A 24,729-nucleotide genomic window follows, 5' to 3' on the forward strand; every position below is an offset into this window, starting at 1 on the left:
TCCGCGGTTCCGAGATGCAGCGGAACCCCGTCGGGACCGCCGTGTCCTGCCGACCCCGGCGGTCCCCTGTTCGACACAGGCAGGAGCGGGCTCCCGGCAGGCCGGTGGTCCCGCAGGCGTGAGGAGACTCGCATGACCACCACGTTCTATGCCGGGCGCCACCGCGCAGTCCGCACGGCCCCGAGCACGACCCAGCGCGCCGGAGTCGGCGTCCTCGCCGCAGCCGCCCTCAGCCTGGGCGCGACCACCATGACCGCGACGAGCGCCTCCGCCAACGCGGGCGGCCCCACCGGCAGCGCACCGGCACCGACGAGCACGACGGTGTCGAGCGACTCGTCGGGCTTCGACGGCTACGTGCGCGTCGGCGACACGGGCGCCGTCGTCGAGGAGATCCAGCAGGAGGTCGGCGCCACCGAGGACGGCGTCTTCGGTTCCGAGACCGAGCAGGCCGTCGAGGCCTGGCAGGGCGACAACGGCCTCGCCGTCGACGGCGTCGTCGGCCCGAGGACCGGCTCCGCGATGGGCCTGGACGGTGCGACCGGCTCCACCGGCTCCACGGGCTCCACGTCCGGCGACTCGGATGCAACCGCCACGAGCGGCGGCGCCACCTCCGTCGAGGGTGACGCCGAGTCCTCCTCGCTCCTGGCCACGGCCGAGAGCCTCGTCGGGACCCCGTACGTGTACGGCGGCGAGGACCCGTCCGGCTTCGACTGCTCCGGCTTCACCCAGTACGTCTTCGCCCAGCACGGGATCGACCTCCCGCGCATGACCGGCGACCAGCAGGCCGCGGCGACCCCGGTGTCCGACCCGCAGCCGGGCGACCTCGTCTTCTTCGGCTCGCCCGCCTACCACGTGGGCATCTACGCCGGCGACGGCAAGATGTACGACTCCGGCACGGAGGGCTCGACCGTCACCAAGCGCGACATCTGGACGGACGACGTGACCTACGGTCGCTTCTGATCCATCCCGCGCAGGGGCCCCGACCGGCACCGGTCGGGGCCCTTCGTCGTGCGCGGGGCCGGCCCACCCCGTCGAGGTCCGGTCCACGTCACCGGTGGCAGCAGTGAGGCTCTCGTGCGTCGCGCGGCAAGTGGCAGGCTGGTGCCATGAGCACCCACAGCTTCGACGACAAGGCCGCCACCTGGGACGAGGACCCGGACAAGGCCCGGCAGTCGGGTGAGGTCGCTCGCGGCATCGCCGCGGCCGTCCCGCTCGCCCCGCGCAGCCGGGTCCTGGAGTACGGCGCAGGCACCGGACTGGTGACCATCGCGCTGCTCGACGAGCTCATCGAGCCGACCCTCACGCTGGCAGACAACTCCTCCGGCATGAGGCAGGTGCTCGCCGACAAGGTCGAGGCGGGGATCCTCCCTTCGCCGACCCGGGTCTCGGACCTCGATCTGGAGAGCCACCCGGTCCCGACCGACCGCTACGACCTGGTGGTCTCCTCGATGGTCATGCACCACGTGAAGAGCTTCGACGTCGTGCTCGGGGCCTTCTTCGAGATGCTCGACCCGGGCGGTCACGTGTGCATCGCCGACCTGGACAAGGAGGACGGCTCCTTCCACGATCACGACTTCGACGGACACCACGGCTTCGACCGGAGCAGCCTGCGGGCATCGATGGAGCAGGCCGGGTTCACCGACGTCACCGTCTCGGACTGCTCCTCGGTCACCCGCGACGACGCCACCTACCCCGTCTTCCTCGCGGTCGGCCGTCGGCCCTGAGCAGCGCCCGAGCGCGCCGGGTCCCGCATGGACGGGCGCGCTCCGGGTAGGCCTTCGACCCCGACCCAGTGGAGCAGCCGATGTCCGAGAACACGACCATCATCAACGCCTCACCCGACGACGTGTGGAAGGTGCTCGCCGACGGCTGGCTCTTCCCGCTGTGGGTCGTCGGTGCCTCCCGGATGCGCGATGTGGAGCCCGACTGGCCCGCCGCGGGCAGTCGCATCCACCACTCCGTCGGTGTCTGGCCCCACCTCATCGACGACAACACCGAGGTGCTCGCCTCCGAGGAGGGGGTGGCGCTGCGCCTGAAGGCCCGGGCGTGGCCGATGGGCGAGGCGGAGGTCCTCATCACCCTCACCCCCTCCGACGGGCAGACGGAGGTGACGATCCTCGAGGACGCCACCAACGGTCCCGGTCGGTTCCTGCCCGCGGCAGTCAGGGAACCGGGGATCGCCTGGCGCAACACCGAGACCCTGCGTCGGCTCGCCCTCCTCGTCGAGGGCCGCGCCCACCGATCGGTCTGATCCCGTAGGAGGATGGCGGCATGCCCAGCACAGCCCCCGACGCGGTCGTCATCGGTGCCGGACCCAACGGTCTCGTCGCGGCCAACCACCTCGCGGACGCGGGATGGTCGGTCCTCGTCCTCGAGGCCGCACCCGAGGTGGGGGGCGCCGTGCACAGTTCGCGCGACGTGCACCCGGACTTCGTCCACGACACGGGCAGCGCCTTCTACCCGCTCGCTGCCGCGTCCCCGGCGATCACCTCGCTCCACCTCGAGGACCACGGGTTGCGGTGGCGGCACGCGCCGGCCGTGCTCGGTCACCCCACCCCCGACGGCGAGTGGGCGATCCTCCACCGCGACCGGGAGATCACCGCGGCGTCGATGGAGGCGCAGCACCGCGGCGACGGTGACGCGTGGCTCCGGTTGTCGGAGACGTGGGACCGCATCGGCGACCACCTCGTGGACGGGCTGCTCACCCCCTTCCCCCGTGCGTGCGGCGGCGGGCGGGCTCCCCGGCTGCCCTCGGTCGGCGGGCTGCGCTTCCTCAAGGACCTGCTGACCCCGGTGCAGCAGTTCGTCCAGGACCGTTTCGGCGGGCGCTCACCACGACTGCTGCTCGCGGGGAACGCCGGGCACGCCGACATCCCGCTCAACGCGCCCGGGTCCTCGCTCATGGCGCTGATGCTGACGATGCTCGGGCAGACGGTCGGCTACCCGGTCCCCGAGGGCGGCGCGCACCAGCTCACGCTGACCCTCGCCCGGCGCCTCGAGTCCCTCGGGGGCGAGATCCGTTGCGGCACAAGGGTGTCCGGGATCGAGGTGGTCGACGGCCGCGCGGCCCGCGTGCGCACCGCGGACGGGGAGGTCATCACGGCCGGGCGGGCGGTCATCGCGACCGTCAGCGCCCCCGCGCTCTACGGGAGCCTGCTCGACGCACGGGACGTCCCCGCCCGGACGGCGAAGGGGATGGAGCGCTTCACGTGGGACCCGGCCACGGTCAAGGTGGACTGGGCGCTCGACGGACCGGTCCCGTGGAGGGGCGAGCCCCCCTTCGCCCCGGGCACGGTGCACGTCACCGACTCCGTCGAGCAGATGACCGAGTCCCTGGGCCAGGTCTCGGCGGGAGCGATCCCCTCCGACCCCTTCCTCCTCGCCGGGCAGATGACCACCTCCGACCCCACCCGCTCACCGGCGGGTACCGAGTCGATGTGGGCCTACACCCACGTCCCGCAGGTGACGCGTACCGACGCCGGAGACGGCGGCATCCGGGGCGATTGGGGCCGCGACGACTGCGAGCGCTTCGCCGACCGGATGCAGGCACGGATCGAGCACCTCGCGCCGGGCTTCGGCTCGCGGATCACCGCCCGGCGCGTCCTCGGGCCGCACGAGCTCGAGGCCCACGACGCCAACCTCGTCGGCGGGGCGATCAACGGCGGCACCGCGCAGCTGCACCAGCAGCTGGTCTTCCGCCCGGTGCCCGGTGCCGGGAGGGCGGAGACCGGGATCACGGGCCTCTACCTCGGGTCGGCCTCGGCCCACCCGGGCGGCGGGGTCCACGGCGCCGCGGGGGCGAACGCGGCACGGGCGGCGCTGGCACACGCACGGGTGCGCAGCATCCTCCCGTGGTGACCGGGGCCCCTGACCACCACGCTCAGCGCAGGACCGCTACCCCTGGGCCATGGAGGTCCTCGAGTGCGACGGTGCGCCCGGAGATGACCATGAGCAGCGACAGCGCCGGGCCGGTGACCTCGGGACCGTCACTCGTGCTGACGTCCGCGTCGGTGGCGTGCAGGCCGACCTGCCGGGCCACGTCCTTGCCGCCGCCCAGCGCCCGGGGTGTGCGGGCCTGGTAGCGCAGGGACCGCAGGACCGCCTCCGGCGAGTACTCGTGCTGGATGCCCAGCGGACGGCGGATGTCCTCACCGTGCAGGACCTCCTCGACGAGACGGCTGTCGAGCGGTGCCGGCGGGCCGGAGGTGCGGCCGACGACGCGGTCCAGCCGCTCGAGGGTCTCTCCCGGCGTGGCACCGCGCTGGCGCCGCACGCCCTGGTCGTTCTGCCGGTCGAAGTCGAACCCGGCCCGGACCATCGCCCGGACGACCCCGACCGGGGTGGCCAGGGCGTTGTTGACCAGGTGCGCGGCGACGTCGTGGACGGACCACCCCGCACACAGCGAAGGGTGCTCCCACTGCGCGTCGGTCAGCCGGGAGAGGTCCTCGACGAGGGCCCGACGCTCGGCGTGCACGATCGACCAGGTGTCACTCATGCCGTCATCCTCGCAGTCAGCGCCGACAGGGCATCCGCTGCGGCGAGCTGTCGTCCTGGTCAGTCCGTCGCGGTCGACCTCGGCGCCCGGTAGTGCAGGTCCGCATACCGCGGGTTGCGCGCCATCCACGACTCGATGAAGGGGCAGACCGGCAGGACCCGCCGAGTGCCCTCGTCACGCACGTGGTCGAGCGCGGTCCGGGCGAGTGCGCTCCCGACGCCCTTGCCCTCGTGGGCGGGGTCGACCTCGGTGTGCGTGAAGACGTAGAGCTCGTCGGTGAGCTGGTACTCGGCGAAGCCGGACCGTTCGTCGCCGATCCGCGCCTCGAAGCGGCTCGCCTGCGGGTGGTGCCTGACGGTGACGTCTGCTGTCATCGAGGTCCTCCTGGGATGCGCCGGGGCCGGCCCGTGACCGCGGGCCCGACCACAGCATGTCAGGTGCTGCCGTCAGGCCGCTGCCATCTCGGCGCGCCAGCCCTGCGGCAGCTCCCCGTCGACGAGCGAGATCGAGACCTGCTCCAGGTCCTCGGTCGCGAGGCTCTCGTCGGCAGCCGGGTAGAGGATCTGCTCCTCCTTGAGGTTGTGCGCCTCGAGCAGCGCCGCCAGGCGGCCGCACTCCTGACGAAGGGAGGCGATGTCCGGGTGGTCTTCGGCCAGGAGACGCTCGACGGCGTCGAGGACGCCCCAGATCTCCCCGTGCTCCCGGAGCATGACCAGGACCGGCGGGATCATCCCGGCCGCCCGCAGCGGGGGGAAGAGGTGCACCTCCTCGACGTAGATGTGGTGCTGCAGCTCCCTCGCCGACGCGCGGAAGACCTCCGGGCGCACCTCTCCCTCGTCCAGGCCCGCGATGAACTCCGCGAGCCGCTCGTCGATGCTGTGGTGCTCCACCTCGAGGTCCTTGGCCACACCGCTCATGACACCCTCCCGCAATAAGTACGAATTCACTAGTGACAATACAGCCTCCCGGCCGGGCACACTCACCCCATGAGCGATCTACCCGATGACGCGATCGAGCTCGCCCACCAGCTCTTCGACATGGCACGCGCGGGACGCGCCGACGAGCTCGGGGTCTATCTCGATGCGGGTGCGCCGGTCGACCTGACGGACCCGTCCGGCAACACCCTGCTGATGCTCGCCGCCTACCACGGGCACGCCGACCTCGTGCGCACGCTCGCCCGGCGCGGAGCCGATGTCGACGCCCTCAACGACCGTGGCCAGGCGCCGCTGGCCGGCGCCGTCTTCAAGGGGGAGGACGAGGTCGTCGCCAGCCTGCTGGAGCAGGGCGCCGATCCCGACGCCGGGCAGCCGACGGCCCGCGAGACCGCGGAGATGTTCGGGCGCCCCGACCTGCTGCCACCCGCCTGAGGGACGCGCGAGGGCTGGACGGCGTCAGCGGCTCCGCCGACGGCGCGCGTGGCAGGCTGCCGGGATGACTCCGGCAGCATTCACGGGCCTGAGCGCCTTCCCGCTCACACCGGTCGACGAGAGCAGCGCCGACGGCGTCGACGAAGTCGCCTACCGCGGTCTCGTCGAGCGACTCGCTGCCGCGGGAGTGGACTCGATCGCCACCCTCGGGTCGACCGGAAGCTACGCCTACCTCGACCGGAGAGCGAGGCGCCGGACGGTCGAGATGACCGTCGCCGGGGCCGGCGGGACGCCCGTCATCGCCGGCGTGGGCGCGACCAGCACGCGCGAGGTGCTCAGGCACGCCGAGGACGCCCAGGCCGCGGGTGCGGACGCCCTGCTCCTCGCGCCCGTGTCCTACCAACCGCTCACCCCGGAGGAGGTCTTCGGCCTCTTCGAGGACGTCGACGCCGCATCGTCGGTGCCGATCATCGTCTACGACAACCCGGGGACGACCCGGTTCACCTTCAGCGACGAGCTGCACGGCCGCATCGCGGCACTGCCCCGCGTCGCCTCGATCAAGATCCCCCCGGTCGAAGGGGGTGCGGCTGCGGTCTCCCGGCGGCTCACCGCCCTGCGGTCGCACCTCCCGCCGGACGTGACCGTCGGGATCAGTGGCGACGCGGTGGCCGCCGAGGCACTCGTCGGCGGGTGCGACGGCTGGTACAGCGTGCTGGCCGGGGTCCTGCCGAGGACGTGCCTGGCCCTCGTCGCGGCCGCCCGCGCCGACCGGCCCGACCGCGCGCTCGAGCTGTCCCGTCGTCTCCAGCCGTTGTGGGCACTCTTCGACAGGTACGGCAGCTACCGCGTCGTCTCGGCACTGGCCGAGGAGCTCGGCCTCGTGCGCCACCCGAATCTCCCCCGGCCCGTCCTGGGGCTCGACGACGCCGGGCGCAGGGAGCTGGTCGACGCCGTGACCCGGCTGCGGGACGACGACCTCCTCGGTGACGACCTCGCCCGCCGGTGAGGTCGGGCGCGCGCGTAGGGTCCCCGGCATGACAGCACCGCTGCTCCGCGCACTGCTCGAGGAGACGGGTCGCCGGGACGCCGTCGAGGTGGACGGCGCCATCCTGGGGAGCGACGAGCTGCGGGCGGCTGCGACCGCCTTCGCCGCCACGCTTCCCGACGCGGGTCCGGTGGCCATCCACGCCACACCCCGGATGGAGACCGTCGTCGCGGTCGTGGGCTGTCTCCTGGCCGGGGTGCCGGCCGTGCCCGTGCCACCGGACGCCGGGCCGGGCGAGGTCGAGCACGTCCTGCGCGACTCGGGCGCGACCGTGTGGGTCGGCCCGCGACCGGACGGAGTCACCCTGCACGTCGTCCCGGTCGACCTCGGGGCCCGCAGCGACGCGACGCTGCCCACGCCACCCGCGGACGCGACGGGCGTCATCCTCTACACCTCCGGCACCACCGGCGCCCCGAAGGGCGTCGCCCTCGCCCACTCCGCCCTCGCGGCCGGACTCGACGGGCTCGTCGACGCGTGGGACTGGACGGCCGACGACACCCTCGTCCACGGGCTCCCGCTCTTCCACACCCACGGGCTCGTGCTGGGGGTGCTCGGCCCCCTTCGCGTCGGGGCGCGGCTGCGGCACACCGGCCGGCCCACGCCCGAGCGCTACGCGGCGACGCCGGGCACGATGTACTTCGGTGTCCCGACGGTCTGGTCGCGCATCGCGGCCGACCCCGACTCGGCCCGCGCGATGGCGGGGGCCCGGCTGCTCGTCTCGGGGAGCGCCCCCCTTCCCGTCCCCGTCTTCGACGCCATCCGCGAGCTGACCGGGCAGGCCCCGGTCGAGCGCTACGGGATGACGGAGACGATGATCACGCTCAGCACCCGCGCCGACGGCGAGCGCCGACCCGGCTGGGTGGGACTGCCGGTCGCGGGCGCGCAGACCCGCATCCGTGGGGAGGACGGCACGCTCGTCCCGCACGACGGGGAGACCATCGGTCGCCTCGAGGTCCGCGGCCCGATGGTCTTCGACGGGTACCTGGGTCGCCCCGAGGCGACCGCGGCGTCCTTCACGCGGGACGGCTGGTTCGTCACCGGCGACCTCGCCGCCAGGGACGAAGGGGGATTCCACCGGATCGTCGGCCGCGAGTCGGTCGACCTGATCAAGTCCGGCGGCTACCGGATCGGCGCCGGGGAGATCGAGGCGTCGCTGCTCGCCCGGCCGGAGGTCTCGGAGGTCGCCGTCGCCGGGGTCGCCGACCCGGACCTGGGCCAGCGGGTCGTCGCCTGGGTCGTGCCCTCGGGGGCCGCCGACGAGACCGTGGCCGAGGCGCTGACGGCGCACGTCGCCCAGGACCTGTCGTGGCACAAGCGCCCGCGCGAGATCCGCTTCACCGACTCGCTGCCCCGCAACGCGATGGGCAAGGTGCAGAAGAAGCAGCTCGACGGCGTCGACTGACCCGCCCCGGGTGAGCCGGCCACGCGGATCACCGCCGTGCGCGGTCCTCGAGCAACCAGCCCGCGGTGATCGAGAGCCACTGGTCCTCCCCCTCGCGCAGCCGGGTCAGCCTCTCGTCGACACCCGGCACGTCCAGGGTCGCGAGCGCCTCCATCGCCGGCACCACGACCTGCTTGTCGTCGTGCTCGAGGGCGTGGACGAGCGCGTCCGCCGCCGGCCGGGCACCGGGATCCCCGATCCCCACGAGCACCTCGGCCGCGTGGCTGCGCACCGACGGCTCCGTGGCCTCGACCAGCCGCGCGGCCAGACCGTCGACGGCAGCCGCGCCCGCCTGCTCGAGCGCGCGGGTGAGCTCACGACGGCTGAAGTCCTCCTGCTCACCGAGGTGGTCGATCAGCGCCGAGACCGCCCCGGGGGTCGCGGTGCGCCCGAGCGCCCAGCGGGCCCTGGCCGCGACGTGCTCGTCGGGGTCGTCGACGAGTGGGAGGATCTGCGCGACGGACTCGGGGCGACGGATCTTGCTCAGGGCGTGCAGGACCTGCACGCGCTCCCGGCCGGTGTCCTGCAGGGCCTCGACGAGCAACGGGTAGGTCGCGTCGGCGCGGGTCACGACCGCCCACGTGAGGGTCTCGCGGACGTAGAAGTCCGGCTCGGAGATCAGCAGCGAGACCAGCTCGCGGGCCACCGAGTCGTCCGCGTGGATGCCGAGGTACAGCGCCGCGCGTTGGCGCACGGACGAGTCCTCGTGGACGGCTGCCCGCAGCGCCTTCTCGAGGGAGTCGGAGGTGGCCATCGATTCCACGATATCCGGGCACTCACGCTGAGGCCGGTGACCCCCTTCGCCTCTCATCAGATGGTCGCTTGATGCGACATGGATCGCGTCTTGCCGCATCAACCGACCACCTGATGCCAGAGGTGCTCTCGGTACGCTCACGCCATGAGCAAGGTCTTCACCATGAGCGTCGCCTCCGTCTACGTCCACTACGTGAACAAGGTCGAGAGGAAGGGCCGCACGAGGGCCGAGCTCGACGAGGTGATCCGCTGGCTGACCGGCTTCGACCAGGAGCGGTTGCAGCAGCACCTCGACGAGGAGACGACCTTCGAGGACTTCTTCGCCGACGCGACCCTCAACCCCGACGCCTCGCTCATCACCGGCTCGGTCTGCGGCGTGAAGGTCCAGGAGGTCGAGGACCCCCTCATGCGCCGGATCCGCTACCTGGACAAGCTCGTCGACGAGCTGGCCAGGGGCAAGGCCATGGACAAGGTCCTGCGCGGCTGAGGCGGGCCCCCCATGACGTCCACTGCTCGGGTGAGTGTCACGGGCGCGGCACCGGTCGAGACCGTCTGGCAGCGGTACACCCGACCGGCGCTGTGGCCCACGTGGGCGCCGCAGATCCGGTCGGTCGAGTACGAGCACCCGACGCTGCGCCCGGGGACGAAGGGAGTGGTGCGCACCGTCGTCGGGTTCGGCGTCCCCTTCACGATCGAGGAGGTCGACGTCGCCGACCGCACCTGGTCGTGGCACGTCGAGGCGTTGGGGCTTCGCCTCCACCTGGCGCACGGCGTGCTCGCACATCCGGCCGGCAGCGAGACCTGGCTGGAGGTCACCGGCCCGCCCGTCGTCGGCCCGGCGTACGCGCGGGTCGCCACGCTCGCCCTCCGACGGCTGGTGCGTCCGGAGTGACACAGTGAGGGCATGGAAGCCACCGGCGTCACCGACGCGCGCCTGAGCCGCCTGCGGATCTGGAACCTCGCCCTCGCCCTCCTGCACGCCGGTCAGGCCGTCCTGGTCCTGCTCCTGGCCACGGACTTCGCCATCGGGGTCACCTCGCAGTACCCCCAGGGGCCCCCGGGCACCGCGCCGCCGGCGCCCGACCCCCTGTTCGATGTCCCGATCGGCCCGGCGATCGCGGTCTTCCTCGCCCTTGCCGCCGTGGACCACCTGCTGACCGGCACCCTGCTGCGCGGCCGCTACGAGGCCGACCTGCGCGCCGGCGTCAACCGGTTCCGCTGGCTCGAGTACTCGGTCAGCGCGACACTGATGATCATCCTCATCGGCTTCTACACCGGCCTGACGGGGATCACCGAGGTCCTCCTCATCATCGGCGCGAACGTCGCGATGATCCTCTTCGGCTGGCTGCAGGAGGTGATGAACCCACCCGGACGGGCCCGGACGACGATGCTGCCCTTCTGGTTCGGTTGCATCGCCGGTGCCGCCCCGTGGGTCGCCATCCTGACGAACACGCTCGGCGCCGCCGAGGTGCCCGGTTTCGTGCTCGGGATCATCGTCTCGCTGTTCATCTTCTTCATGAGCTTCGCCCTCAACCAGTGGCTGCAGTACCGACGGCTGGGTCGTTGGGCCGACTACGCGTACGGCGAGAAGGCATACCTCGTCCTCAGCCTCGTGGCCAAGAGCGCGCTGGCGTGGCAGATCTTCGGCGGATCGCTCGCCGGCTGACGTCGAGGACCACTGCGCCGTCCGACGACTGTGCCGAGGCCACCCGGCTCAGCTGAGGACGTCCTTGCGAGCGAAGTGGCGGTACCCCAAGGTGATGAAGACGGTGGCGTAGAGCAGGGCCCACAGCACTCCGGGCAGCAGTGCGGCGTAGTCGGGCTCGAGGGTGAAGAGACCGATCCACTCCCGCGCGTAGTGGTTGGGCAGCGCCCGGCGGTAGTCCCCGAGCGCACTGAGCGCGTCCAGGATCGAGGAGACGATGGCCGCGATCACGGCGACGCCGACGGCCGCCAGCGGCGCATCGGTTCGCACCCCCATCCAGAACGCCACGGCGGCGAAGGGCAGCTGCGCCACGAAGACGTAGCCCGCGCCCACCGCCAGGCGCGACAGCACCTCTCCCCAGGCGAGCGACCCGCCGACGCTCAGCGAGAGCGGGTCCCAGCCGTAGACCACCCCTCCCACGACCAGCACCCACACGAGCAGGAGGAGCACGGCCACAGCCGTCAGGGCCAGCCCGACGAGCAGCTTGCTCGTGAGCAACCTCGCACGCGGTACCGGGGCGATGAGGAGGTAGCGCAGCGAGGACCACGAGGCCTCTGCCGGCACCGGGTCGCCGACGAAGAGGGCCGCGAGGATGAGGATGAGCAGCTCGGCGGAGATGAGGAGCATGAAGAGCGCGAAGTTGGCTGCGCCCGTCGTGGCGAGATCGGCGAAGGTCTGTCCCTCGCTGTCACCATCACCCAGGGCGAACGCGGCGACGACGACGAGCGGGAGAACGAGCAGCACGAGGAGGGACCACCGGGTGCGGGGTCGGGTGACCTGTCGCCGCAGCTCGACGCGCAGGCTCAGGGGGCGGCTCATCGGGACCGCACCCGGTTGAGATGGGAGCTGTCGCCGGCTGCCGCGATGGTCGACAGGAACACCGACTCGAGGGTGCGCCCCTCGGCGACGCCCAGCTCGTCCACCGAGCCGGTCACCAGCACACGTCCCGCGTGCATGACGACGACGTGCGTGCAGGTCAGCTCGACCTCGGCCAGCAGGTGGCTGGAGATGACCACGGTGCGCCCGCCTGCGGCGTACCGGGCGAGCATCGGGCGCATGGCGGCGATCTGCGGCGGGTCCAGACCGTTGGTGGGCTCGTCGAGGATGAGCACCTCGGGCATCCCGAGCATCGCCTGGGCGATCCCGAGGCGCTGGCGCATGCCGTGGCTGTAGGCCCTGACCGGGCGGTCGATCGCATCGCCGAGCGCGGCGATCTCGAGCACCTCCGCGACCCGTGACTCCTCGGCGGGGTTGCCGGTGGCCGCCCAGTAGGACAGCAGGTTGGCCCGCCCGCTGAGATGTGGCAGGAAGCCGGGTCCCTCGACGAGCGCGCCGACCCGGCCCAGCACTGCTGCTCCCGCCGTCACCGGGACCCCGAGGACGTGCACGCTCCCGGCGTCGGGGCGGATCAGCCCCATGACCATCCGGAGGGTCGTGGTCTTGCCGGCGCCGTTGGGCCCGAGGAGCCCGACGACCTGGCCGCGCTCGGCCCGCCAGCTGACGTCGTCGACCGCGCGGTGACCGTCGGGGTACTCCTTGACGAGCCCGTCGACGACGAGGGGCACCTCGGCGAGGTCCTCCCGCGGCGGGCGCCGGACACGTCGCTGCCGCAGAGCCGTGGCGAGGACCAGCAGGAGCAGCAGCGCCAGTGCGCCGGCCACCCCGAGCGTCTCGGCGTCCCAGACGCTGCCCGTGCTCACCGGCGCGCCACCGCCGGTCGGGACGACCAGCGGCCCGGCCGCCGTCACCTGGTCGATCCGCACCTCGTCCGGCCCGGCGTAGGCGGCGTCCGTCGCCGTGACGAGCACCCGCCACGTCGAGCCGGCCGGCATCTCCCAGGTACCGCCGGGGAGGTCCACCGTCACCCGGGTGGGCGTGCCCGGATCGAGATCGATCTGCAGGGGCGCCACGAGACGTCGCGGCAGCACGGGACTGCCGTTGCGCACCTGCCACAGCGACAGGAACAGGGTGCTGCTCGACCCGGTCGACGTGAGCTCCAGGTCGACGCGTGGTCGACCCACCACGACGAGGTCCTCCGCGAGCGGGTCGGTGTCGAAGGCCACCGACTGGCCCGGCAGAGCCGACAGCGGATACGTGGAGATGGCCGACGTCAGGGGGCCGAGTCCACCCTGCCCCGGGAGGACGGTCGTCGCCCGTGGCACTCCCCCGGGCGGATTGACCAGGGAGGTGGATGCCGCCGGGGACAGGGCCAACCCCTCGGTGTCAGCCGTCCCGCCCGAAGGGGGACGGCTCGCTGCCCGCACCACCGGGTCGCCATCCGCGTCGTCCGAGGGTGACGGCGGCATGGCGTAGCGGAAGGACGGCACCGGCAAGGTCGCCTGCGTGACGGGTTCCGCCACCCGCAACGTGCCCTCCAGCCAGGTCACCAGGTCCGCGGTCTGCTCCCGCTCCTGGTCGGTGGCCTCGATCGACCCGCCCTCGCTCGGCGGGCCACCCCCACCCCCGGAGTCCGCCGACCCGGAATCGGGTGGCTGCGTGGGGCCGTCGTGCCCGCCGTTGAACCAGCTGACGGCGACGGGGACACCTGCCTCCTGCAGGGCCTGGGCGGTGGCGTCGGCCTGCTCGATCCCGAACAGCGTGTCCGACATGCCCTGCACGAGATGGACTGGTGCCTCGATGTCGGGGAGCGTGGGGGCCGGGCTGTGCCGGCTGAGCATCTCGAGCAGGTCCGGGTGCGCGGCCCCGGTCTCCGCGGCCGCGACGAACAGCTCGCACTCCCGGGGGGCGAACCCCGCGCACGCCGAGCCCGGACTCCCCGGACTCCCCGGACTCCCCGGGCTCTCCCCACCGCGGAACGACCCCATGAGGAAGTTCGACGCCCACAGCGCCGTGAAGGGGCCGGGCTGCTCGGTCCCCGTCGCCGACTGGGGGAAGAAGGCCTCGCCCAGGTCGTGCCAGGTGATCGCGGCGACGACCGAGTCGATGCGCTGGTCCGCGCCAGCGGCCATCAGGGCCAGCGCGCCGCCATAGCTGCCCCCGGCAACCGCGACCCTCGGGTCGCCCGGCCCGTCCAGCCGTACCCGCGGCTGCTCCGCGATGAGGTCGACCAGGGCGCGGGCATCGGCAACTTCGTAGTCGGGGTCGTTGAGGTGGATCGCCCCGCCGGAGTCGCCGAATCCCCGGGCGCTGTAGCCCACGACGAGGTACCCCTCCTCCGCGAGGGCGCGGGCCCGGCCCGTCAGGTCCTCCTTGCTCCCCCCGAACCCGTGCGCGAGGAGCACCGCCTCGCGCGGGCCGTCGCGGTCCTCCACGGGGTGGTAGACGTCGGCATCGAGGGCGACCTCGGCGCCGTCCGGCTCCGACCCCACCGGCACCGTCACCTGCTCCACGCGCACCTCGTCATCGTCGCCACCGGGTGTCGCGGCGGCGGCCGGGGCCACGAGCACGCCGAGGGCCGCGGTGGCAGCCAGGAGGCGTCGGGCGAGCTGCATACCCAAATATCGCAGGTGGACCACGCGGTGGCACATCCCGAGGACGGCGCGACGCTCAGCCGTGGGCGTCCGCGAGGGGGATCGATGCGTCGCACATGTCCTTGGTGGCCTCGCGCCCGACACATGCGCGCAGGTGGTCGGTGGCGTCCCAGTCGTTGGTGTGCATGCCCGCGACGACTCGTCCGCCCCTGATCATCAGGGCGTTGAGCACGCGTGAGTCACGGTCACCGCGGACGACGACCTCGTCGCACCCGTCCGGGCCGAGGTGGCCGACGTACTCCATGCCCAGGTCGTACTGGTCGGTGAAGAAGTACGGCTGCCGGGCGTAGGGCTCCTGCCCGCCCAGCATGCTCCGGGCAGCGTGGCGCCCCTGCTGGATCGCGTTGTCCCAGTGCTCTACCCGGATCCGACCCAGACTCGGGTGGTCGTGGTTGGCGACGTCGCCGGCGGCGTACACGTGAGGGTCGCTCGTGCGCAGCCGTGCGTCCACGAGGATCCCGTCGTCGACGTCCAGACCGGCACCCTCGGCGAGCGCCACGTCGGGCACGGCACCGATCGCGACCAGGACGAGTCCCGGGCTGACCTCGGTGCCGTCGGAGAGGACGGCGCGCGTCCTCCCCCTCACGCGCTCGATGGTCTCCACCGTCGTGCTCGTGCGCAGGTCGACCCCGTGCTCCCGATGCAGCCCGGTGAGGACGGCGGCCATCTCCTCACCGAGGGGCCCGGCCAGGGGCCGTGCGGCCGCCTCGACGACGGTGACCGTGCCGCCGGCCTGCCGGGCCGCGGACGCGACCTCCAGGCCGATCCAGCCGGCGCCGACGATCAGCAGGTGGCCGGTGAGGTTCCTGCGCAGCGCCTCCGACTCCTCGATCGTGCGCAGGTAGGCAAGGGCGATGTCCTTGGGTGCGACGGCGGAGCCTCGAAGGGGGGACCCGGACTCGTCGCCCATCGGCAGGTGGCGGGAGGTGGCACCCGTCGCGATGAGCAGCTCGTCGTAGTCGACCTTCCGGTCGCCGACGGCGAAGCTGCGTGCGGACAGGTCGAGATCGGTGGCGGCGGAGCCGGTGACCAACTCGACCCGGTGCTCCTCGTACCACCCGTCGTCCTTGACCGCGGCGTCCGCGGCGGTGCCCGTGCGCAGGAGGATGTCCTTCGACAGCGGCGGGCGCTCGTAGGGTGCGTGCGGCTCCGCGCCGACGAGGACGATGTCGCCGTCGTATCCCTGCTCGCGCAGCTCGGCGGCTGCACTGGCGCCGGCGAGGCCGGCGCCGATGATCGCGATGGTCATGGCGTGCTCCTGGTGAGCTCGAGGAACTCGGCCCGGCTGCGTGGGTCCTCCCGGAGTCGGCCGACGGTGCCGGTGCTCGTCACTGTGCCCCTCGCCGGTGCACCGCGCAAGGACGTGGCGGTGCGCTCCTGCCACACGACCGGCGGCGGGGTATGGACGTGACGCTCCCCACACACTTGGATGGGTCCATGAAGAGCACGATGCAGGACTACCAGCTGACCATCGCCTCCCTCATGCACCACGGGACGGGCGTCCACCCCGACTCCGAGGTGGTCACCGCGACCGCCGACGGCTCCCGGTCCATCACCTATGCCGAGCTCGGCAAGCGCACCGCCCGGCTCGCGGGCGCACTGCGGTCGCTCGGCATCGAGGGTGATGACCGGGTCGGCACCTTCCAGTGGAACAACGCCGAGCACCTCGAGGCCTACCTCGCGATCCCCTCGATGGGCGCGGTGCTGCACACGCTCAACATCCGTCTCTTCCCCGAGCAGCTGATCTACGTCGCCAACCACGCCGAGGACAAGGTCGTCATCGTCGACGACTCGCTCGTCGGCCTGCTCGCCCCGCAGCTGCCGCATTTCGAGACGGTCACCCACGTGCTCGTCGCCGGGCCCGACGCCGCAGCGGCGAACCTGGACTCCCTTCGCTCCTCCGGCAAGGAGATCCTGCTCTACGAGGACGTCCTCGCCGAGCAGCCGGACACCTTCGACTGGCCCGAGGTGGACGAGGAGGCCGCGGCCGCCATGTGCTACACGAGCGGCACGACCGGCAACCCCAAGGGCGTCGTCTACAGCCACCGCTCGGCCTACCTGCACTCGATGGCCTCGTGCACGGGCAACGTCGCCGGCCTGACCTTCGCCGACCGGGTCCTGCCGATCGTGCCGATGTTCCACGCCAACGCGTGGGGCCTGGCGTACGCGGCCATCATGAGCGGCGCCTCGCTGTGCATGCCCGACCGCTGGCTGCAGGCCGAGCCGCTCGTGCGCTTCATCCAGGAGAGCCGGCCGACCATCTCCGGCGCGGTGCCCACGGTCTGGAACGACGTGCTCACCTACCTGGACGACCACTCCGAGGTGAGGCTGGACTCCCTTCGCCGGATCCTGTGCGGGGGCTCCGCCGTCCCCGTCGCGCTGATGCAGGCGCTGCGCGAGCGCCACGGCCTCGACATGGTCCAGGCGTGGGGCATGACCGAGACCTCCCCGGTCGCCTCCGTGGCCAATGTGCCCCTCGGCATCGAGGGCGAGGAGGAGTGGCGCTACAAGGCCACTGCCGGCCGGCTCCTCTGCGGGGTCGAGGGCCGCATCGTCGCCGACGACGGCAGCGTCCTCCCCCGCGACGGCGAAGCCGTCGGCGAGCTGGAGGTCAAGGGCCCGTGGGTGACCGCCGACTACTACGCGAGCGACGACCCGGAGGTGGCCGAGAAGTTCGACGGCGGCTGGCTGCGCACCGGTGACGTCGGCACCCTCGACCACCTCGGCTACATCACCCTGACCGACCGCGCGAAGGACGTCATCAAGTCCGGTGGCGAGTGGATCTCCTCGGTCGACCTGGAGAACGCCCTCATGGGGCACGAGGCGGTCCTCGAGGCCGCGGTCGTCGGCATCCCCGACGAGAAGTGGCAGGAGCGCCCGTTGGCCACCATCGTCGTCAAGGAGGGCTCGACCACCACCGCGGCCGAGCTGCGCGAGTACCTGGCCACGGACTTCGCGAAGTGGCAGCTGCCCGACGCCTTCGCCTTCATCGAGGAGGTGCCGCGGACGTCGGTCGGCAAGTTCGACAAGAAGACGCTGCGCCGGCGTTACCGGGAGGGTGAGCTGCGGGTGGAGCCCTCGGCGTGACGATGCCGACCCAGGAGCCGGTGACCGTCGACGTCATCGTGCTCGGCGGCGGCCCCGTCGGGGAGAACCTCGCCCAGTACGCCATCGAGGACTCCGACCTGACGGCCGCGATCGTCGAGGCGGAGCGCTACGGCGGCGAGTGCTCGTACTGGGCGTGCATCCCGAGCAAGGCGCTGCTGCGGCCGGCCCAGGTGGCGACGACGAGTGCCCACCTGCAGGGCGTCGTCCCGACGGACGTCGACCGGGACGCGCTGCTCGCCCGACGCGACGAGTGGGTCGCGCACTACGACGACACCGGCCAGGCGGAGTGGGTCGAGGACGCGGGGATCCGACCCGTCCGCGGTCACGGTCGCCTCGTCGGCGAGCGCGAGATCGAGGTGGAGGATGAAGGCGGTGTCCGCCGCCTGCGCGCCCGCCGCGCCGTGGTCATCGCCACGGGGAGCGAGCCGGTGGTCCCGCCGGCGTTCCGCAACGTCATCCCATGGGGATCGCGCGACGCGACCGGTGTCCGCGAGGTGCCCGACCGGATCGCGGTCATCGGTGGCGGGGTCGTCGCCTGCGAGGCCGCGACGTGGATGGCAGCGCTCGGCTCGCGGGTGACGATGCTCGTGCGCGGGCCGGGGCTGCTGCAGCGGATGGAGCCCTTCGTCGGGGAGGTGGTGACCGACTCCCTTCGCGCGAAGGGGGTGGACGTGCGCCTGTCCACCGAGGCCAGCGAGTGCGAGCGGGCGGAGGCGCAGGACACCGGCATCGGCCGGGTGCACGGCGGCCCGGTGCGCCTGACGACGGGCTCCGGGACCATCGAGGCGGACGAGGTGCTCGTGGCGGCGGGGCGCCGACCGCGCCTCGGGGACGTGGGGCTCGACGCGGTCGGGCTGACCGAGGACGACGTGACCGCCGGTCGCCTCCCGGAGTGGCTGACCGCCGTGGGCGACGCCGGTGGCGGCCCACCGCTGACCCACTGGGGCAAGTACCGCGCCCGGGTCGTGGGCGCGCGCATCGCCGCCGAGGCCGATGGGTCCCCGACCGAGCCGGACCCGGACGGGGTCCCCGTGCCGCAGGTGGTCTTCACCGACCCGCAGGTCGCTTCGGTCGGCATGACCGCCCGTGCCGCGGAGGAGGCCGGCCACGACGTGGTGACCAGCGAGGTGCCCTTCGGTGGCGCCGCTGGCGGGGCGCTCCTGCGTGACGACGCCTCCGGTCGGGTGTCGCTCGTCGTCGACCGTCCCACCGGGCGCCTGCTGGGGGCGACCTTCGTCGGCACGGAGGCGGGGGAGCTGCTCCACGCCGCGACCATCGCGATCGTGGGTCGGGTGCCGGTCCACCTGCTGCGGCACGCGGTGCCCGCCTTCCCCACGGCGTCCGAGCTGTGGTTGCGTCTGCTCGAGCAGCTGCCGCGGGACCTGCGCCGCACGTAGGTCCCTCGAGGCCGTGCCGGGGTGACTGCACCGTGCCGGCGGGCCACGGTCATCCCGACGCGTCGTCGCCTCCACCCGGGGACGCATCGTCGCGTCCGCCCGGCTGGCGGTGACCCTCGTACTCGTCCACGAGCAGACGGTCGCGCCGCCACGCCCCGGACCGGTAGGAGTCGCGGGCGAGGAGCTGCGTCAGCACCGGGGCGGTGACCACCTGGAAGGCGCCCACGAGGAAGAGCATCCCCAGGGCCGGCCACCAGCGGACGAAGGGGGCGGCGCCCAGCAGGATCAGCAGCAGGCCGACGACCTGTGGTTTGGCCGCCGCCTGCAGGCGGGCGGCTGCGTCCGGGAGCAGCAGCATGCCCAGTGCAGCGACCACACCGAACAGGCTGCCCAGCACCATCAGGACGGCACCGATCCACTGGAAGAGGACGACCATCACTGCTCCTCCCGGGAGGCGAGCCTGATGGCCGTCACCGTGCTCAGCCCACCGACGAGCACGACCAGGACCAGGAGGACCAGGTCCCCGATCTCACCCCGGTGGGCACTGCGGATGACGATGCCGCACACGATCAGTGCCGTCACGGTGTCCAGCGCGACGAGGCGGTCGTGCAGGCTCGGCCCGGCGACCACGCGGAAGAGCACCAGCGCAGCCGCCACTGCGACGAGCACGCCGCTGATCGTCATGAGGATGGTCATGATCCCTTCCCTCCACCGGTCCCGGCACCCGTGCCGGCGGCTCCGGCGCGCGTCGGGAACGCGTCAAGGACGGCATCGAGCAGGCGTTGACTCTCCCGACGACGCCGCTCCACGGCCTCGACATCCGGGGTGTCCAGCACGTACACGTACATCCGGTCCTGGTGGCGGTCGATGTCGACGACCACGGACCCGGGTTCCAGGGAGATCCGGTTGCACGCCAGCACCAGGGCGATGTCGGAGGCGCCGGGTCGCAGGGACAGGCACAGCACGGACGAGCGGGTCCGGCCCGCGCCGCGGGCGATGGTCCTGGTGACCGCCCACGAGGCCCGCAGCATGTCGCCCCCGAGACGGAGCAGGAGCAGCGACGCCCGCCCCCACCGCACCCGGGTGCGCAGGGGCGGCGCCGGGAGGCGGGACCACCGGACCGCGACGAGGGACACGACGATCCCGGCGAGCAGCACGTCCGGACGCCAGGCGCCCCACAGCAGGAGCCAGACGCACAGCAGCCACAGGACCAGCACACCGCGCCGCGCCCACGCCGATGCGGTCATCGACCCTCACCCCCGAGGACCGACTCGCGGTACTCGACGCCGGAGCGCAGGTCCTCACCGGCGCGGGTCGCGAGGTCCGACACGGGGCCGGCCCCGGCGGCCACTCCCAGACCGAGCAGCATCAGGCACGCCGTCGCCACGGTCATGCCGCGCATGACCGACCCGGTGCCGAGGACGAGCTCGTCGGTGGGGTCGGGATCGGGTACCGGCGCGGCCGGCTCCCCCCAGAAGGCACTCGACCAGATCCGCGCCATCACCGCGAGTGTGAGCAGGCCGGTGAGCAGACCGACTCCGGCGACCACGAGGGGCAGTGCATCCTGTGTGCCGACGGCGGCGCGCAGCACCGCCAGCTTGGCGACGAATCCGTCCGAGGGAGGGACGCCGCCCAGGCTCAGGGCCGGGAGCAGGAAGATCACCGAGAGCACGGGAGCCGTGACCGCCACGCCCCCGAGTCGGCGGACCGACGCGGTCCCGCGGTGGTGCTCCACGAGTCCGACGACGCAGAAGAGACCCGCCTGGACGACGATGTGGTGGACCAAGTAGATCCCGGAGGCGGCCACGCCCTCCTGGGTCGAGACGGCCAGGCCCAGCAGCATGTAGCCGATGTGGGAGACCAGCAGGAAGGACAGCGCCCCGTGCAGGTTGTCCTGCGCCAGCGCCCCGAACGCCCCCACCAGGAGGGTCACCGCCGACAGGATGAGCAGGAGCGTCCACGGCTCGTCACGCGGGAAGAACAACGTCTGGGTGCGGATGATCGCGTACACGGCCACCTTGGTCAGCAGCGCGGCGAAGATCGCGGTGACCGGTGCCGGCGCGGGTGGATAGCTCTCCGGCAACCACCAGTGCATCGGGACGATGGCCGCCTTGATCGCCAGGGCGAGCAGCAGCATCACGCTCAGCCAGGCCTGCACGTCCGGGTCGAGGTCCCCCACGCGGCGCGAGAGCTGCGCGAGGTTCAGGGTGCCCGTCAACCCGTAGACGACCGCGACCGAGCTGAGCAGCAGGATCGAGGACAGCAGGCTGGTGACGATGTAGGTCATGCTCGCGCGCACCCGGGCCCGGTTCGGCCGCAGGGTGATCAGGGCGTAGCTGGCCATGAGCATGACCTCGAGGCCGACGAAGAGGGTGAAGAGATCGCCGGTGAGGAAGGACAGCGCCACACCGGCCAGGAGCACGAGGTGGCTGGGGTGGAAGACCGACGGGACGGTGCCCCCACGCATCCCCTGTGCCATCGCGTACACGACCACGAGCAGCAGCACGATCGACGACACGAGCAGGACCAGCGCCGAGAACCGGTCGGCCACCAACGTGATCCCCAGGGGCACGGGGTAACCACCCGCCTGGGCCACCACCGGGCCCTGGGCGTCCGCCCGGTGCAGGAGCAGCGCCGCGTCGACGACCACGGCCGTCGGGACCGTGGTGCCGAGGACACGCTGGGCCGTCGGCCACGGGCCGAGGAGCAGCGCCAGGCCGGCAGCGAGGAGCGGGACGGCCACCGGCACGACGACGAGCAGGGTCGCGAGCGTCATGGCCCTCCCTCCTCGTCCTCGACCGACCGGTCGGTCGTGTCGTCGTGGCCGCGCAGGTCGTTGCTGCGGCAGGCCACCGCGAGCAGCAGAGCGGTCACCGCGAAGGTGATGACGATGGCGGTGAGGGCCATCGCCTGGGGCAGCGGGTCCGCAACCTCCTCGTACGGGGTCGAGCCCGAGACCGGTGGCATCCCTGCGCGACCGCCGGACTGCAGCAGCAGGAGGTTGGCGGCATGGCCGAGCAGGACCACCCCCATCGCCACCCGCACCAGTGACCTGGCCATCATCAGGTGGATGCCGGCGGCGAAGAGGCCGCCGCAGAGCAGGGCGAGGGTGAGGTTCGTGGCGTTCATCGGTCGTCCTCCGCACCGAGGGTCCGCAGGATGTCCAGGACCACGCCCACGGTGATGAGCAGGATCCCGATCTCGAAGACCATCGACGTCGGGAGCTCGTGGGGCGGCAGGAGTGGCAGGTCGAGGTGCAACACGGTGCCGTGCAGGAGGTCCCCGCTGAGCACGATGCCCGCGATGCCGTACCCGGCAGCGAGCGCCAGCCCGGCACCCAGCAGGATCCCCGGGTTGGCCCGTGCCGCCGCGCCCAGGTCGCGCGGGCCGCCCGCCACCCGCCGCAGCAGGAGACCGAGGCCGACGACCAGGCCCGCGGCGAAGCCCCCACCGGGGTGGTGCAGGCCCACGACGAAGAGGTAGGCAGCCACCACCAGGGCGGTCGGGTGCACGAGTCGGGCGAAGGCCTCCAGCAGGAGCGAGCGGTCGTCGGCGTCGAGGTGGTGCGCGCCCGGCAGCAGCCGGTCGAGCGGCTCGTTGCCCGCCTGCGGGTCGCCCGGGTCCCCGGGGTGGTCGGACTCATCGATCACGAGTGCTCACCTCCGCCCGCTGCGTGCCCGGCTCGTCGGGCGGTTGCGGCCCCCCGATGCGGGTGCTCTGCAGCACCAGGCCGGCGACCGCCGTCGCCGCGATGACGAGGACGCTCACCTCGCCGAGGGTGTCCAGCGCCCGGTACTCGGTGATGATGACGTTGACGACATTCGGTCCGCCGTGATCGGGCGACCCGTCGAGATAGTCCGGGGACGGCAGGGAGCGTGCGTGCCGACTCGCCATGGTGAGCGAGACGAGGGTCATCAGCACACCGAAGGAGACCGCCACAGCGGCCCGCAACCGGCGCCCGTAGTGGTGCCGAGGAGCCGTGGCGCGCGGCATCCGGCGCAGCACCAGCACGAAGACGACGAAGGTCAGCGTCTCGACGAGCAGCTGGATGAGGGCGAGGTCGGGTGCACCCTGGAGGACGAAGACGACGGCCACGAGGTACCCGACGACGCCGAGGACCAGGGCGGCGTACAGCTGTCGGCGCAGGGCGATGACCGCGACCGTCCCGGCGAGGGCCCCTGCTGCGACGACCGCCTGCCACGGGGTGTCCCAGGGATGCGGCGCCGGGATGCCCACGGGCACCAGCACGACGGCCTGGATGAGCACGACCGCGAGCACGGTGCGGGCGAGCTGGTCCGGCAGCGCCCGGGCGTGCACGTGGGTGTCGACCCAGGCCGCGGCCCTCGTGCTGCCCGTGGCGATCCCGTCGTGGGCCCCCTGCGCCGTCGCGGGTCCGGCGAGACGCCCGTGCAGGGGCGCCAGCCGCCGGTGGACGAGGAAGAGCGCGATCCCGGCCACGAGCGTGCCGGCGGAGAGGACGACGACGAGGCCGAACCCGTGCCACAGGGCGAGGTGGTACGGCTTGCCCGGGTCCGGCAGCAGGTCCGCGTGGGCGGCGACGAGGTGGTCGAGACGCGTGGGCTGCAGGCCGAGCACCACCCCGGTGAGGGCGAGCACGACCGGCGCGGCGAGGAATCCCGCCGTCGGTGCGCGCCACTCCCCGCGCGGCCGGGCCGGCCCGGCAAAGGCCCCGTGGAGGAACCGCCCGGTGTAGGCGACCGTGAGGACCGACCCGAGGACGAGGCCCGCGAGGGCCCCGGGGCCACCCCAGGCGTGGGTGTGGAAGGCCTCCAGGGCCGCCTCCTTGCCGAGGTAGCCGACGAAGGGGGGCAACCCCACCATGGACGCGCAGGCCAGGGCGGCGGACCCCAGGAGGACGGGCGAGCGGCGACCCACGCCGGACAGCTCCCCGATCTCCCGGGTCCCCGCGGAGTGGTCGATGATCCCGACGACGAGGAAGAGGCAGGCCTTGAACAGAGCGTGTGCGATGAGCATGGTGCCGCCGGCGATGGCCGCGGTCCGGGTACCGGCCCCGAGGAGGACCATGAGGAAGCCCAGCTGGGCGATCGTGCCGAAGGCGAGCAGTGACTTCAGGTCGGTCTGGGCCAGCGCCCGCCACCCCCCGAGGATCATCGTCGCCAGCCCGATGACGACGACGAGCGGCTGCCACGGCACGGTCTCGGCGAGTACCGGCGTCAGGCGGGCCACGAGGAAGACGCCGGCCTTGACCATGGCGGCGGCGTGCAGGTACGCCGTCACGGGCGTCGGGGCGACCATCGCCGCCGGCAGCCACGGGTGGAAGGGCACCTGCGCGGACTTGGCGAAGGCGCCCACGAGGATCAGCACCACTGCACCGGTGACCACGCCACCGGCGGGTTCCGCCGCCGCCAGCCCGGAGATCCGGTAGGTCCCCGCCTCCCGGCCCAGCAGGAGGAACCCGAGGAGCATGGCGAAGCCGGCGCCCGTCGTCGTCAGCAGCGCGTGGAGCGCGGCGCGCCGGGCCCCTGCCGTGTGGCCACCGTCGGCGATGAGGAGGAAGGAGCAGACGGTCGTCACCTCCCAGGCGACGTAGAGCACCAGGAGGTTGTCGGCCACGGCGATGCCCACCATCGCCGCGACGAAGAGCAGCAGCACGGCACAGGTGCGCCCGAGTCGGTCGGCACGCTCGGCGAAGTACCAGCGGGCGTAGGCCAGGGTGAGGGCCCCGACACCGGTGACGAGGAGGGCGAGCAGCAGCCCGAGGGCGTCGAGTCGCAGGTCGACCTGCAGGCCGAGTGCGGGCGCCCACGGCACCGACACACTGCCCGTCCGCCCTGCCAGCACGGCAGGAGTCCGCACGAGGAGCCAGACGAATGCGGCCCCCGGGAGCAGGGCTGCGGCCAGGAACAGCCGTGACCCCGCCTGCCGGGGCATCCGCATGACCATGC

26 protein-coding genes are annotated in these 24,729 nt (G+C 72.8%); 12 read left to right on the forward strand and 14 right to left on the reverse strand.

What is annotated here, in order from left to right; translation table 11 throughout:
• The first annotated feature begins 132 nt into the window (after positions 1–132).
• The 4 genes from PVE36_RS15210 (at position 133) to PVE36_RS15225 (ending at position 3,858) form a co-directional block, all read left to right on the forward strand.
• Positions 133–960, forward strand: coding sequence for an NlpC/P60 family protein (locus tag PVE36_RS15210; RefSeq protein ID WP_277453514.1), 828 nt, complete (start codon positions 133–135; stop codon positions 958–960).
• Positions 961–1,106: 146 nt separating this feature from the next.
• Positions 1,107–1,724, forward strand: a complete 618-nt coding sequence (locus PVE36_RS15215) for a class I SAM-dependent methyltransferase (RefSeq protein WP_277453515.1) — start codon at positions 1,107–1,109, stop codon at positions 1,722–1,724.
• An 80-nt stretch (positions 1,725–1,804) separates the two neighbouring features.
• Positions 1,805–2,251 carry an SRPBCC family protein gene (locus PVE36_RS15220; RefSeq protein WP_277453516.1) on the forward strand — a complete coding sequence of 149 codons (447 nt, stop codon included), beginning with the start codon at positions 1,805–1,807 and terminating at the stop codon, positions 2,249–2,251.
• A 20-nt stretch (positions 2,252–2,271) separates the two neighbouring features.
• On the forward strand, positions 2,272–3,858 hold the full coding sequence (locus PVE36_RS15225; protein WP_277453517.1) for an NAD(P)/FAD-dependent oxidoreductase: 1,587 nt from the start codon (positions 2,272–2,274) through the stop codon (positions 3,856–3,858).
• Positions 3,859–3,880: 22 nt separating this feature from the next.
• Here PVE36_RS15225 and PVE36_RS15230 read toward each other — a convergent pair whose 3' ends face one another.
• The 3 genes from PVE36_RS15230 to PVE36_RS15240 form a co-directional block, all read right to left on the reverse strand.
• A complete protein-coding gene (locus PVE36_RS15230) occupies positions 3,881–4,495 on the reverse strand; it encodes a maleylpyruvate isomerase family mycothiol-dependent enzyme (RefSeq protein WP_277453518.1) in 615 nt (204 codons plus the stop codon).
• 59 nt (positions 4,496–4,554) lie between these two features.
• Positions 4,555–4,869, reverse strand: coding sequence for a GNAT family N-acetyltransferase (locus PVE36_RS15235; RefSeq protein ID WP_277453519.1), 315 nt, complete (start codon positions 4,867–4,869; stop codon positions 4,555–4,557).
• Positions 4,870–4,941: 72 nt separating this feature from the next.
• Positions 4,942–5,412 carry a hemerythrin domain-containing protein gene (locus PVE36_RS15240; protein ID WP_277453521.1) on the reverse strand — a complete coding sequence of 157 codons (471 nt, stop codon included), beginning with the start codon at positions 5,410–5,412 and terminating at the stop codon, positions 4,942–4,944.
• A 69-nt stretch (positions 5,413–5,481) separates the two neighbouring features.
• Here PVE36_RS15240 and PVE36_RS15245 point away from each other — a divergent pair, with 69 nt between their 5' ends.
• The 3 genes from PVE36_RS15245 to PVE36_RS15255 all read left to right on the forward strand — a co-directional run bounded on the left by PVE36_RS15245 (position 5,482) and on the right by PVE36_RS15255 (position 8,309).
• Complete coding sequence (locus PVE36_RS15245; RefSeq protein WP_277453523.1) at positions 5,482–5,862, forward strand: ankyrin repeat domain-containing protein; 381 nt, start codon at positions 5,482–5,484, stop codon at positions 5,860–5,862.
• Positions 5,863–5,926: 64 nt separating this feature from the next.
• Positions 5,927–6,868 carry a dihydrodipicolinate synthase family protein gene (locus PVE36_RS15250; protein WP_277453524.1) on the forward strand — a complete coding sequence of 314 codons (942 nt, stop codon included), beginning with the start codon at positions 5,927–5,929 and terminating at the stop codon, positions 6,866–6,868.
• Positions 6,869–6,896: 28 nt separating this feature from the next.
• On the forward strand, positions 6,897–8,309 hold the full coding sequence (locus tag PVE36_RS15255; RefSeq protein ID WP_277453526.1) for an acyl-CoA synthetase: 1,413 nt from the start codon (positions 6,897–6,899) through the stop codon (positions 8,307–8,309).
• A 28-nt stretch (positions 8,310–8,337) separates the two neighbouring features.
• Here the strand turns inward: PVE36_RS15255 and PVE36_RS15260 are convergent, their stop codons facing one another.
• Positions 8,338–9,102, reverse strand: a complete 765-nt coding sequence (locus tag PVE36_RS15260) for a HEAT repeat domain-containing protein (protein ID WP_277453527.1) — start codon at positions 9,100–9,102, stop codon at positions 8,338–8,340.
• A gap of 144 nt (positions 9,103–9,246) precedes the next feature.
• Here PVE36_RS15260 and PVE36_RS15265 point away from each other — a divergent pair, with 144 nt between their 5' ends.
• Genes PVE36_RS15265 through heR form a run of 3 tightly spaced genes read left to right on the forward strand, consistent with a single transcriptional unit; the run spans position 9,247 to position 10,767 of the window.
• Positions 9,247–9,588, forward strand: a complete 342-nt coding sequence (locus PVE36_RS15265; RefSeq protein WP_277453528.1) for a DUF2200 domain-containing protein — start codon at positions 9,247–9,249, stop codon at positions 9,586–9,588.
• A gap of 30 nt (positions 9,589–9,618) precedes the next feature.
• Complete coding sequence (locus PVE36_RS15270; protein WP_277453529.1) at positions 9,619–9,993, forward strand: SRPBCC family protein; 375 nt, start codon at positions 9,619–9,621, stop codon at positions 9,991–9,993.
• Positions 9,994–10,005: 12 nt separating this feature from the next.
• Entirely contained in the window at positions 10,006–10,767 is a 762-nt protein-coding gene (heR, locus tag PVE36_RS15275; RefSeq protein WP_277453530.1) for a heliorhodopsin HeR, read from the forward strand.
• Positions 10,768–10,815: 48 nt separating this feature from the next.
• Here the strand turns inward: heR and PVE36_RS15280 are convergent, their stop codons facing one another.
• Genes PVE36_RS15280 through PVE36_RS15290 form a run of 3 tightly spaced genes read right to left on the reverse strand, consistent with a single transcriptional unit; the run spans position 10,816 to position 15,546 of the window.
• Entirely contained in the window at positions 10,816–11,625 is an 810-nt protein-coding gene (locus tag PVE36_RS15280) for an ABC transporter permease (RefSeq protein ID WP_277453531.1), read from the reverse strand.
• Complete coding sequence (locus PVE36_RS15285) at positions 11,622–14,258, reverse strand: alpha/beta fold hydrolase (protein WP_277453532.1); 2,637 nt, start codon at positions 14,256–14,258, stop codon at positions 11,622–11,624. The genes PVE36_RS15280 and PVE36_RS15285 overlap by 4 nt, the downstream gene beginning before the upstream one ends.
• A 55-nt stretch (positions 14,259–14,313) precedes the next feature.
• The gene (locus PVE36_RS15290) at positions 14,314–15,546 is read right to left on the reverse strand and encodes an FAD-dependent oxidoreductase (RefSeq protein WP_277453533.1); all 1,233 of its coding nucleotides are present in this window, start codon (positions 15,544–15,546) and stop codon (positions 14,314–14,316) included.
• 188 nt (positions 15,547–15,734) lie between these two features.
• Here PVE36_RS15290 and PVE36_RS15295 point away from each other — a divergent pair, with 188 nt between their 5' ends.
• Entirely contained in the window at positions 15,735–17,384 is a 1,650-nt protein-coding gene (locus tag PVE36_RS15295; protein WP_277453534.1) for a long-chain fatty acid--CoA ligase, read from the forward strand.
• Between the two features lie 2 nt (positions 17,385–17,386).
• Positions 17,387–18,802, forward strand: coding sequence for an NAD(P)/FAD-dependent oxidoreductase (locus PVE36_RS15300; protein WP_277455874.1), 1,416 nt, complete (start codon positions 17,387–17,389; stop codon positions 18,800–18,802).
• A gap of 49 nt (positions 18,803–18,851) precedes the next feature.
• On the opposite strand, the gene PVE36_RS15305 is transcribed toward PVE36_RS15300, so the two are convergent.
• The 7 genes from PVE36_RS15305 to mbhE are packed head-to-tail and all read right to left on the reverse strand — an operon-like array spanning position 18,852 to position 24,715.
• Positions 18,852–19,238, reverse strand: a complete 387-nt coding sequence (locus tag PVE36_RS15305; protein ID WP_277453535.1) for a monovalent cation/H(+) antiporter subunit G — start codon at positions 19,236–19,238, stop codon at positions 18,852–18,854.
• Complete coding sequence (locus PVE36_RS15310) at positions 19,238–19,498, reverse strand: hypothetical protein (protein ID WP_277453536.1); 261 nt, start codon at positions 19,496–19,498, stop codon at positions 19,238–19,240. Before PVE36_RS15310 ends, PVE36_RS15305 begins: the two co-directional genes overlap by 1 nt.
• Complete coding sequence (locus tag PVE36_RS15315; protein WP_277453537.1) at positions 19,495–20,049, reverse strand: Na+/H+ antiporter subunit E; 555 nt, start codon at positions 20,047–20,049, stop codon at positions 19,495–19,497. The genes PVE36_RS15310 and PVE36_RS15315 overlap by 4 nt, the downstream gene beginning before the upstream one ends.
• Positions 20,046–21,578, reverse strand: a complete 1,533-nt coding sequence (locus PVE36_RS15320) for a proton-conducting transporter membrane subunit (RefSeq protein ID WP_277453538.1) — start codon at positions 21,576–21,578, stop codon at positions 20,046–20,048. The genes PVE36_RS15315 and PVE36_RS15320 overlap by 4 nt, the downstream gene beginning before the upstream one ends.
• Positions 21,575–21,931, reverse strand: coding sequence for an NADH-quinone oxidoreductase subunit K (locus PVE36_RS15325; protein WP_277453539.1), 357 nt, complete (start codon positions 21,929–21,931; stop codon positions 21,575–21,577). The genes PVE36_RS15320 and PVE36_RS15325 overlap by 4 nt, the downstream gene beginning before the upstream one ends.
• Positions 21,928–22,452 (reverse strand): MnhB domain-containing protein, encoded by a 525-nt coding sequence (locus PVE36_RS15330; protein WP_277453540.1) that lies wholly within the window; start codon positions 22,450–22,452, stop codon positions 21,928–21,930. The genes PVE36_RS15325 and PVE36_RS15330 overlap by 4 nt, the downstream gene beginning before the upstream one ends.
• Positions 22,442–24,715, reverse strand: a complete 2,274-nt coding sequence (gene mbhE, locus PVE36_RS15335; RefSeq protein ID WP_277453542.1) for a hydrogen gas-evolving membrane-bound hydrogenase subunit E — start codon at positions 24,713–24,715, stop codon at positions 22,442–22,444. Before mbhE ends, PVE36_RS15330 begins: the two co-directional genes overlap by 11 nt.
• Positions 24,716–24,729 lie beyond the last annotated feature (14 nt).

The organism is Janibacter sp. DB-40, assembly GCF_029510815.1.
GTDB lineage: Bacteria > Actinomycetota > Actinomycetes > Actinomycetales > Dermatophilaceae > Janibacter.